General features: G+C 72.4%; 8 protein-coding genes. 6 read left to right on the forward strand and 2 right to left on the reverse strand.

Features of this window, described 5'->3' with window-relative positions; genetic code table 11:
* Positions 1–82 precede the first annotated feature (82 nt).
* Positions 83–772: a response regulator gene (locus G5C65_RS24775; protein WP_165301138.1), complete on the forward strand. Its 690-nt coding sequence runs from the start codon at positions 83–85 to the stop codon at positions 770–772.
* Positions 773–951: 179 nt separating this feature from the next.
* Here G5C65_RS24775 and rfbA read toward each other — a convergent pair whose 3' ends face one another.
* Together rfbA and rfbB are read right to left on the reverse strand one after the other, a co-directional pair.
* Complete coding sequence (gene rfbA / locus G5C65_RS24780; RefSeq protein WP_165301139.1) at positions 952–1,851, reverse strand: glucose-1-phosphate thymidylyltransferase RfbA; 900 nt, start codon at positions 1,849–1,851, stop codon at positions 952–954.
* Positions 1,848–2,852, reverse strand: a complete 1,005-nt coding sequence (gene rfbB, locus G5C65_RS24785; RefSeq protein ID WP_338146635.1) for a dTDP-glucose 4,6-dehydratase — start codon at positions 2,850–2,852, stop codon at positions 1,848–1,850. The genes rfbA and rfbB overlap by 4 nt, the downstream gene beginning before the upstream one ends.
* A gap of 560 nt (positions 2,853–3,412) precedes the next feature.
* On the opposite strand from rfbB, the gene G5C65_RS24790 reads away from it, so the two are divergent.
* Genes G5C65_RS24790 through G5C65_RS24810 form a run of 5 tightly spaced genes read left to right on the forward strand, consistent with a single transcriptional unit; the run spans position 3,413 to position 8,990 of the window.
* Positions 3,413–3,799: an ectoine synthase gene (locus tag G5C65_RS24790; RefSeq protein WP_165301141.1), complete on the forward strand. Its 387-nt coding sequence runs from the start codon at positions 3,413–3,415 to the stop codon at positions 3,797–3,799.
* Complete coding sequence (locus G5C65_RS24795; RefSeq protein ID WP_165301142.1) at positions 3,799–5,391, forward strand: class I adenylate-forming enzyme family protein; 1,593 nt, start codon at positions 3,799–3,801, stop codon at positions 5,389–5,391. The genes G5C65_RS24790 and G5C65_RS24795 overlap by 1 nt, the downstream gene beginning before the upstream one ends.
* Positions 5,388–6,455, forward strand: a complete 1,068-nt coding sequence (locus tag G5C65_RS24800) for a class I SAM-dependent methyltransferase (RefSeq protein WP_165301143.1) — start codon at positions 5,388–5,390, stop codon at positions 6,453–6,455. The genes G5C65_RS24795 and G5C65_RS24800 overlap by 4 nt, the downstream gene beginning before the upstream one ends.
* Positions 6,452–7,693 (forward strand): acyl-CoA dehydrogenase family protein, encoded by a 1,242-nt coding sequence (locus G5C65_RS24805; RefSeq protein WP_165301144.1) that lies wholly within the window; start codon positions 6,452–6,454, stop codon positions 7,691–7,693. The genes G5C65_RS24800 and G5C65_RS24805 overlap by 4 nt, the downstream gene beginning before the upstream one ends.
* Before the next feature lie 16 nt (positions 7,694–7,709).
* Positions 7,710–8,990, forward strand: a complete 1,281-nt coding sequence (locus tag G5C65_RS24810; protein ID WP_206442225.1) for an MFS transporter — start codon at positions 7,710–7,712, stop codon at positions 8,988–8,990.
* The last annotated feature ends 98 nt before the right edge of the window (positions 8,991–9,088 follow it).

Raw genomic sequence — 9,088 nt, forward strand, 5'->3', positions numbered from 1 at the left:
CCCTGTGCCGCTTCCCTCCCGAACCCCTAACCGCGCCCCGGATCCGGCGGTAGGGGGCGGGACCGCTGCTACGGTTGCGAACGTGACGGACACCATCTCGGTACTGATCGTCGACGACGACGCCCTGGTCCGGGCGGGGTTGGCGATGATCCTGCGGGGCGTCCCCGACGTACGGGTGGTCGCCGAGGTCGCGGACGGGGCCGAGGTCCCCGCAGCGGTCGCGCAGCACCGGCCCGACGTGGTGCTGATGGACATCCGCATGGTCAAGGTGGACGGCGTCACCGCCACCCGGCAGCTGCGCAGCCGGCCGGACGCGCCCGAGGTCCTCATCCTGACCACGTTCGACCTCGACGAGCACGTCGTGGACGCGCTGCAGGCCGGAGCCAGCGGGTTTCTGGTCAAGGACACCGCGCCCGAGGAGATCGTCCGGGCCGTGCGGCAGGTCGCCAGTGGCGAGCCCACCCTCTCCCCGCGGGTCACCCGCCAGCTCATCGCGCAGATCACCGGCCCGGCGGCCCGCGCGCGGCCCGCGCGGGCCAGCGGGCTGCCCGCCGACCTCGCCGAGCGGGAACGCGAGGTGGCCCGGCTGGTGGGCGAGGGCATGTCGAACACCCAGATCGGCGAGGAGCTGTTCCTCAGCGTCGCGACCGTGAAGGCGTATGTCTCGCGGCTGCTGGCCAGGCTCGGCCTGGACAACCGGGTGCAGCTGGCGTTGCTGGCCAACGGCGTGGACCTCTCCGGCGGCACCGAGCGCCCCCCTCGGCACAACTAGGTCCTGCGGACTGCCGCTGTTGTCCTGGTTGCGTGCGCAGTTCCCCGCGGCCCCTGCGGGGCGCCCCGCAGGGGCGCTTCAGGGGCGCGGGGAACTGCGCGCCAAGCCACAACGCAGCCGCGGCCTGCGACGGAACAGCAAGGGGCAGCCCGGGGCTCAGTCCCGGCTCAGTCCCGGGCTCAGCCCCTGCCGACCGGGTCGGGCAGCGGCTCCTCGGCGCCGACCCTGCGCAGATAGGCCCCGTAGTCGGAGGCCGAGCCGACCCGCTCGATGGCCGCCTCCAGCCCCTGGTGGTCGAGGTAGCCCATCCGGTAGGCGACCTCCTCCAGACAGGCGATCTGCACGCCCTGGCGCTTCTGGAGCACCTGGACGTAGTTCGCGGCCTCCAGCAGGCTCTCGTGCGTCCCCGCGTCCAGCCAGGTGGTGCCGCGCCCGAGGTTCACCAGCCGGGCCTGGCCGTCCTTGATGAACCGCTGGTTGACCTCGGTGATCTCCAACTCGCCCCGGGCCGACGGCCTCGACTCGGCCGCGTACTCGCACGCCCGGCTGTCGTAGAGGTACAGGCCGGTGACGGCCAGGCTGGAGCGCGGGTTGGCCGGCTTCTCCTCGATGTCCACCAGCCGCCCGCCGTCGTCCAGCACGGCGACGCCGTACCGCTCCGGGTCGGCCACCGAGTAGCCGAAGAGCGTGGCGCCGGACAGCTGCGCGACCTGCTCGCGCAGCAGCCCCGCGAAGTCGTGGCCGTGGAAGATGTTGTCGCCCAGCACCAGCGCGACCTGGTCGTCACCGACGAACTCCCGGCCGATGATCAGGGCTTCCGCGAGCCCGCGCGGCTCCTCCTGCACCGCGTACTGGACGTTGATGCCCAGGCCGCTGCCGTCGTCGATCAGCCCCTGGTACTGCTCCATGTGGTCGGGGCTGCTGATCACCAGGATGTCCCGGATGCCGGCCAGCATCAGCACGGACATCGGGTAGTAGATCAGCGGCTTGTCGAAGACCGGCAGCAGCTGCTTGGACAGCACCTGGGTCAGCGGGCGCAGCCGCGTCCCCGAGCCGCCGGCCAGAACGATCCCCTTCACCGGGCCACCTCCAGGTCCTGCTCTCCACGCAGCGGTGCCCACCAGTCCCGGCGGGCGCGGTACCACTCGACGGTCTCGCGCAGCGCCTCGGCGAAGTCGTGCCGCGGCCGGTAGCCGAGTTCCCCGGCCGCCTTGGACCAGTCGACCGAGTAGCGCAGGTCGTGGGCCTTGCGGTCCTCGACCCACTCGATCCGCTCCGGGCCGTGGCCCAGCTGGTCCAGGATGATCCCGGTCAGGTCGCGGTTGGACATCTCCGTGCCGCCGCCGATGTTGTAGACCTCGCCGGGCCGCCCGTGCCGCAGGGCGAGCTCGATGCCCCGGCAGTGGTCCTCGACGTGCAGCCAGTCCCGTACGTTGCGCCCGGTGCCGTAGAGCGGCACCTGCCGGCCGAGCACCAGATTGGTCACGAACAGCGGGATGATCTTCTCGGGGTACTGGTACGGGCCGAAGTTGTTCGAGCACCGGGTGATGCGGATGTCCATGCCGTGCGTCCGGGCGTAGGCCAGGCACAGCAGGTCCGAGGACGCCTTGGACGCGGCGTAGGGCGAGTTGGGGCGCAGGGGGTCGGTCTCCGGCCAGGAGCCGGCGTCGATCGAGCCGTAGACCTCGTCGGTCGACACGTGCAGGAACCGCGCGGTGCCGTGCCGCAGCGCCGCGTCGAGCAGGACCTGCGTGCCGACCACGTTGGTGCTGACGAAGGCCGCGGACGAGTTGATCGAGCGGTCGACGTGCGACTCGGCCGCGAAGTGCACCACGGTGTCGTGCGTCGCCACCAGCTCGTCGACGGTCTCGGGGTCGATGATGTCGCCGCGTACGAAGTGGAATCGCGGGTCGTCGCGCACCGGGTCGAGGTTGGCCGGGTTCCCCGCGTACGTCAGCTTGTCCAGGACGGTCACCCGGGCCGGGTCCCCGGCGCCGTCGAGCAGCCGTCGCACATAGGCCGAGCCGATGAACCCGGCGCCGCCGGTCACCAGGACGCGGTCGCCATCGCCGTGTGCCACCACGGCACTCACCCGCCGCAGAACGTGCTGGACGCCGGTTGGTGGTCTGTGTGTGCAGGCACAGTTCTCCCCGTTCTCCGCAAGGGTGGGTTCACAGATGCTGAGGAAGGGAATTCGGCAAGGGCGGGGCCGCGTGCTCTCGGGACGGTCGGCTCCCACGCGATGGCCAGGCACCTTCCCGTGTTCTTCGCCTGTCCTCAGCCAGGAGGATTCTCGTGCGCCAACGGCCGTGGCAACCCCTACCGGGCCCTATCGGGCGGTTAGGGGTCGGGCCCCGGGACCCGGACGGCCACCCCGTCCCGGCGTCAGCTCGGTGCTGAATCGGGCCGTCGAGAGGTGGTACTCCTGCTTGCTTGTTGAAGACGCAATGGGGTACCGTCCCCTGAACTCGTGCCACGCTTAGGTATCGACGGCGTGCCGATGTGAACGGCTTCCGCAGTTACGCAACCTCTCCGTCGCGCAACCCTCTCCGTCGGTGGCCCCGTTCTCCCCGGGATATCCGACTCCGCAATTCGGTAACACTCACCCATGCTGGCGACCACCAACACTGGAGTGCTCCGATGCTGATCCGATCGCTGAGCGAATTGGCCGGGTCGAAGTTCGAGGTCGAGTGGGGAAACGGCACCAGCGTCCGGCTGCTCACCACGGTGGACAACATGGGATTCACCGTGTGCCACACCGTGGTACGCGCGGGCAGTTTCTCCCACTTGGAATACCGCTCGCATCTCGAAGCCTGCTACTGCGTCTCCGGCACCGGACAGATCGAGGAGACCTCGGGCGCCGTGCACCGCATCGCCCCCGGGGTGCTGTACGCGCTCGACAACCACGACCGGCACTGCCTGCGTGCGGATCCGGGAAGCGATCTGACGCTGCTGAGCGTATTCAACCCGCCGTTGCAGGGCACCGAACGCCATTCGCTGGACCTCGTCGAAGCATCGTCCTACTGATGCCGCGCGGACCCGGCTCCGCCCTCCGTACCCCGCTGCACTCGCTGTTCGCCCGGCAGGCCGCGGAGCGGCCCGAGCGGGCCGCGCTCACGCTCGACGGCGCGCACACCTCCTACGGGCGGTTGAACGCGCTGGCCGAGGAGTACGCGGCGGCGCTGCCGCTCCTCGGCGCGCGGCCCGGCGACCGCGTGGTGGTGTACGCCGAGATCTCCGCGGACGTCGTGGCGGCGGTCCTCGGCATCCTCAAGGCGGGGTGCTGCCTCGCCACCACGCACCCGGCGTTCGGGCGGGCCAAGCTGGTGCACCAGATCGGCGAGACCGACGCCGCCGTCCTCGTCACCGACCGCGCCGAGGAGCTGGGCGACCTGTTCGGCGTCACCGACCTGGACGCCGTGATCCCGCTCGGCACCGGGCGCGGCCGGGCGCCGCTGCGCCGGCCGCGCCCGGTCGCGCGCGGCAGAGGGGGGCCGGGCATTCCCGTCGAGGGCCCGCTGGCCGCCGTGTTCTACACCTCCGGCTCCAGCGCCGACCCCAAGGGCGTGGTGATCAGCCACGCCAATATGTCCGCCGCCTTCACCGCCGTCACCGGGTATCTCGCGAACACGGCCGACGACGTGGTGCTGAGCTTCAGCCCGATCGGCGCGGACTTCGGCTTCTACAACATCATGATGCCGCTGGCATACGGCGGCCGGGCGGTGTTCGACCGGGGGCTGACGGACCGGCCGGAGCGGATCATCGAGACCGTCAACCGCGAGGGCGTCACCGCCGTGCACGCCTTCCCGTGGGTGCTCGCACGAGTGTGTGCGCACGAGGACCTCGGCCGGTTCGCGATCCCCTCCGTCCGCTATCTGTGCAGCACCGGACAGCGGCTCCCGCCCGAGCACACCGCCGTGCTGCGCGCTGCCTTTCCGGCGCTGCGCATCCATGCGATGTACGGCCTCACCGAGTGCAAGCGGGTCTGCGGCCTGCCGCCGGAGGAGATCGACCGCCGCCCCGGATCGGTCGGCAGGCCCATCCCGGGCGTGCGGGCGACGCTCGTCGACGACGCGGGCGAACCGGTCACGGAACCGGACACCGTGGGCGAGCTCGCGGTGTCCGGGGAGCTGGTGATGCAGGGCTACTGGCGCAGGCCCGAGCTGACCGCCCAGGTGCTGACCGCCGACCCGTCCGGCGGCCGGACGTTCCGCACCGGCGATCTGTTCACACGCGACCGGGACGGCTGTCTGCACTGGGTGCGCCGCAAGGACGACGGCTTCGGCCGGGCGATGTTCCAGGTGGACCCGCACGAGATCGAGGCCCTGCTGCGCGGGTGCGAGGACGTGGTCGACGCCGCGGTCGTGCCGGTGCCGGACGAGCAGGCGGGCCACGTACCGGCGGCCTGCGTGCTCGTGCGCGAGCGGTCCGCCGTCGGCGCGGACGAGCTGCGGGAATTCTGCGCCGAGCGGCTGGACTGGCACATGGTGCCGGCCAGGATCGCCCTCTACGAGGAGTTCCCGAGGACCGCGTCAGGGAAGACCGACCGGCTCGCGCTCTGCCGCGCGATGGCCCGGGACCACACCGCGGAGCAGGCACGCAAGGAGGCGGGACGATGACAGCGGAGGGCACCACGGCCCCGGACGGCACGCCGCACGGTGCCGGCGGGGCACCGCGCGGTGCGGGGGGCGAGGAGGCCCTGGAGTACATCGCGGCCTCGTCCATGATCGGGCTCGCGGACCGGTTCGACGACATCGCCACCGGCCGGGACCAGGTGCCGCGGGTGCCGGTCCGCTCCACGATCCGGGACGCGGTCCACGACCGGCGGCTCCTGGACTACCAGGACGCGATGACCGAGCGCTCCGGCCCCCTCTTCCAGCACTTCATGGCCAGCGTCCCGGGCATACTCGAGGAGATGTCGCGGGTCGGGGTCGCCCTCTGCCGGCTGGCCGAGCGCAGGTCGGCCGCGGAGCCGAGGGACTTCACCTTCTACGAGGCCGACGCGTTCGACGGCACCAACGGGCGGACCCTGGCCGCCTTCTCGCAGGGCCGCGTCAAGACGCTGACCAGCTCCCCGAACCGGGCCAACGAGCCCTGGTTCCGCCGCTATGCCGACCCGGAGGTGTCGCGCTACTTCCCCGAGTCGCTCTTCCGCCTGACGAGCCGCACGCTGCACGAGCGCGCCGAGTACGCGCCGTTCCGGGACGGGGTCGACTTCCTCTACGAGACGGCCGCCTTCCAGTTCTACGGCAAGGAGCGCGCGGCGCAGATCGAGCACGTCGCCGGCCTGCTGCGGCCGGACGGGCTCGCGTTCTTCCTGGAGAAGCTCAACCACCCCGACCCGCGGGAGTACCGGCGCCGGGAGCGGGTGAAGGACGAGGTGCACAAGGCGGCGTACTTCGCCCCGGAGGACATCGAGCGCAAGCGCCGGCAGATGCTGCTGCGGATGACCGACGGGCAGGTCGGGTTCGACGAGCTGGCGGCCGCGCTGGGGGACCGGTTCCACCACGTCCATGTGATCTGGCACGCCACCAACTTCTACGAGTTCGTGGCCTCGGACGACGGCGGGAGGCTCGCGGAGTTCCTCGAACTGGCCGGGGATCCCCTCATCCCGGAGGAGTTCCGCTTCGAGGACGCCTCGGCGCGCCGGGTCGGGGGCCGCGAGCGGGGGAGGACCGTATGAGCGCCGAGGGCGCACCACCGGCCGGAGCGGACCTCGACGTCTGCGCCCGGGTCGAGGAGCTGGCGGACACCTGGCGGGCGCGTGCGGCCCGCGCCGAGCGCGAGCGCACCCTGCCGAAGGAGACCGTCGAGGAGCTGCTCGGCTCCGGGTTGCTGAGTCTCGCCGCGCCCACCTGCCACGGCGGGCCGGGCGGCGGCTGGCCGACCCTGGCCGAGGCGGCCCGGCGGGCGGCCCGCGCCTGCCCCTCCACCGGCTGGACCATCGGGGTCGTCGGCGGGCACGCGGCGCTGGCCGGCCGGCTGTCGCCGGAAGCGGCCGGACTGCTGTTCGCCTCCGGCGCGCGGCAGGTCTTCTGCACGGCGACGGCTCCGGTCGACGGGCGGATCACCCGGGTTCCCGGCGGCTTCGAGGTGGACGGGCGGTGGCGGTTCTGCTCCGCCGTCGACCATGCGAACTGGATCGTCCTGAACGGCTGGTACGAGCCGGCGAGCACGCCGGAACGCGTCCTGGTCCCCCTCCGCGCCGACCAGGTGCGGGTGGAGGATGGCTGGCATGTCTCCGGGATGTCCGCGACCGGCTCCAAGGACATCGGGGTGGACGCCGTCTTCGTCGCGGAGTCCCTGGTCACCCCCTTCGACGCGTGCTTCGGCGAGCGCTGGCGGTCCGCGGACTACCTCGGTGCCGTCCCCTATCTGCACTACATGAACAGCGTGGTGATCGGGCCGCTGATGGGCTGTGCCGAAGGCGCGTTCGACCACTACGTCGCCTCGCTCAGGCCGCGCGGCGGCGGCCGGGCGAAGGCCCTGGACCAGCCGCTGGTGCAGGACGGGCTGGCGGAGAGCGCGGCGGAACTGGCCTGCGCGCGTCATCTGTACGACGCCGTGTGCGGCACCCTGCACTCGGCGGGCGTCGGCCGGCGGGCCCTGACTCCCCAGGAGGGCGCCGTGATCGGCCGGGACCGCGCGTATCTGGCGCGGCTGTGCGTCCGGGCCGTGCAGCGGCTGGTCCAGCTGACCGGAACCGCCGCGCACCACGAAGCGAGCGATCTCGCGCGATTCTGGCGGGACCTTCAGATGATGGCCGCGCACCGGGACGTGAGCCGGCCGCTGAACTTCCCGGCCTACGCGGCCCAGGTCATCGAGTCCGCGGACACCGCGACCGCGGACACCGCGACCGCGGACCCGGGTGCGCCGAGGCGCGACGACAGCCTTCCGGCGGTTGCCCGCGCGCACCGCTGACGGCAGCGTGAAGCGCGTGCCCAAGCGCCTGCCCAAGCGTGTGCCCGGGAGCACGGCCCAGGGCGCGCCCGAGCGCACGCCCCGCTCTCCGGCCGCCGGCGGCTTCGCCCGCGGGGACGTGCGGCTACTGTCCGGCGGCTTCCTGCTCTTCTTCCTCTCGTCCTTCGGCCAGACCTTCTTCATCTCGCTCTTCTCCGACGACATCCGTGCGGAGTACGGGCTCTCGCACGGCACGTTCGGCGGCCTGTACACGGCGGCGACGCTGGTGGGTGTCCTCGCCCTGGTCCGGGTCGGCCCTGTCGTCGACCACCACTCCGCACGCGCTGTGGTCCGCGTCACCGTGCCCCCGCTCGCCCTGGGCGCCGTCGCGATGGCCCTGTCGCCGCATGTGGCGGTGCTGTTCGCGGCGCTGGTGCTGCTCCGCTTCTTCGGGCAGGGCATGATGACGCACACCTCGTTCACCCTGATGGGGCGCTGGTTCAGCCGCGGGCGCGGGCGGGCCGTGTCGGTGGCGACGCTGGGGCTGAACACGGGCGAGGCGCTGCTCCCGGTGCTGGCCGTCGCGGTGGCCGCCGGGGCCGGCTGGCGGTCCGCGTGGTGGGGGGCCGCGGCGGTGCTGGCCGTGGCCGGCTGCCTGCTCCCGCTGCTGTTCGCGCGGGAGCGCCGGCCGGGCGGTGCGGCGCAGAGCGCGGCGGCCACCGGGGCGACGGCCCGCACCTGGACCCGTGCCGAAGCGCTGCGCGATCCGTACTTCTATCTGCTGATGCCGGCCGTCGCGGCGCCGGCGCTGATCGGCAACACGGTCTTCTTCCACCAGGCGCACCTGGCGGAGCTGCGCGACTGGTCGCCGGAGGCGAGCGGGTCGGCGTTCGCCGTGTACGCCGCGACGACCGTGGTGTTCAACCTGGCCGGCGGCCACCTGCTCGACCGGCTGACCGCGCTGGCCATGCTGCCGTACTTCCTGCTGCCGCTCGGCTGCGGGCTGTTCGTCCTGAGCACGGCGGAGGGCCAGTGGAGCGTGTTCGCCTTCATGGCGCTCTACGGCGTCACCAACGGCCTGTCGCTCAGCCTGTTCGGGGCGACCTGGCCGGAGGTGTACGGCGTCGGGCACCTCGGCGCGATCCGCGCGGTCGTGGTGGCGGTCGTGGTGTGCGCGGCGGCGGTGGGCCCGGGGGTGAGCGGCCTGCTGATCGACGGCGGCGTCAGCTATCCGGGACAGATCGCGGCCATGGGCGCGCACTGCCTGGCCGCGTCGGCGCTCATGCTCCCGCTCACGCGCCGGCTGCGCGCCCGGTAGCCGCCGGGACGTCCACGCCGGGTGCGCTGAGCTGCTCGGCGACAGCGGTCATAACCGCAGGTCAGATCGATTCTGCAGGGCTACGTGAGGGTGGGGCC

It is taken from the genome of Streptomyces boncukensis (assembly GCF_011045075.1).
GTDB lineage: Bacteria > Actinomycetota > Actinomycetes > Streptomycetales > Streptomycetaceae > Streptomyces > Streptomyces boncukensis.

Bases quoted from the DNA above. Each gene is read 5' to 3' on its own strand.
- G5C65_RS24805 (WP_165301144.1), top strand. From the start codon at position 6,452: ATGAGCGCCGAGGGCGCACCACCGGCCGGAGCGGACCTCGACGTCTGC.
- G5C65_RS24800 (WP_165301143.1), top strand. From the start codon at position 5,388: ATGACAGCGGAGGGCACCACGGCCCCGGACGGCACGCCGCACGGTGCC.
- G5C65_RS24790 (WP_165301141.1), top strand. From the start codon at position 3,413: ATGCTGATCCGATCGCTGAGCGAATTGGCCGGGTCGAAGTTCGAGGTC.
- G5C65_RS24795 (WP_165301142.1), top strand. From the start codon at position 3,799: ATGCCGCGCGGACCCGGCTCCGCCCTCCGTACCCCGCTGCACTCGCTG.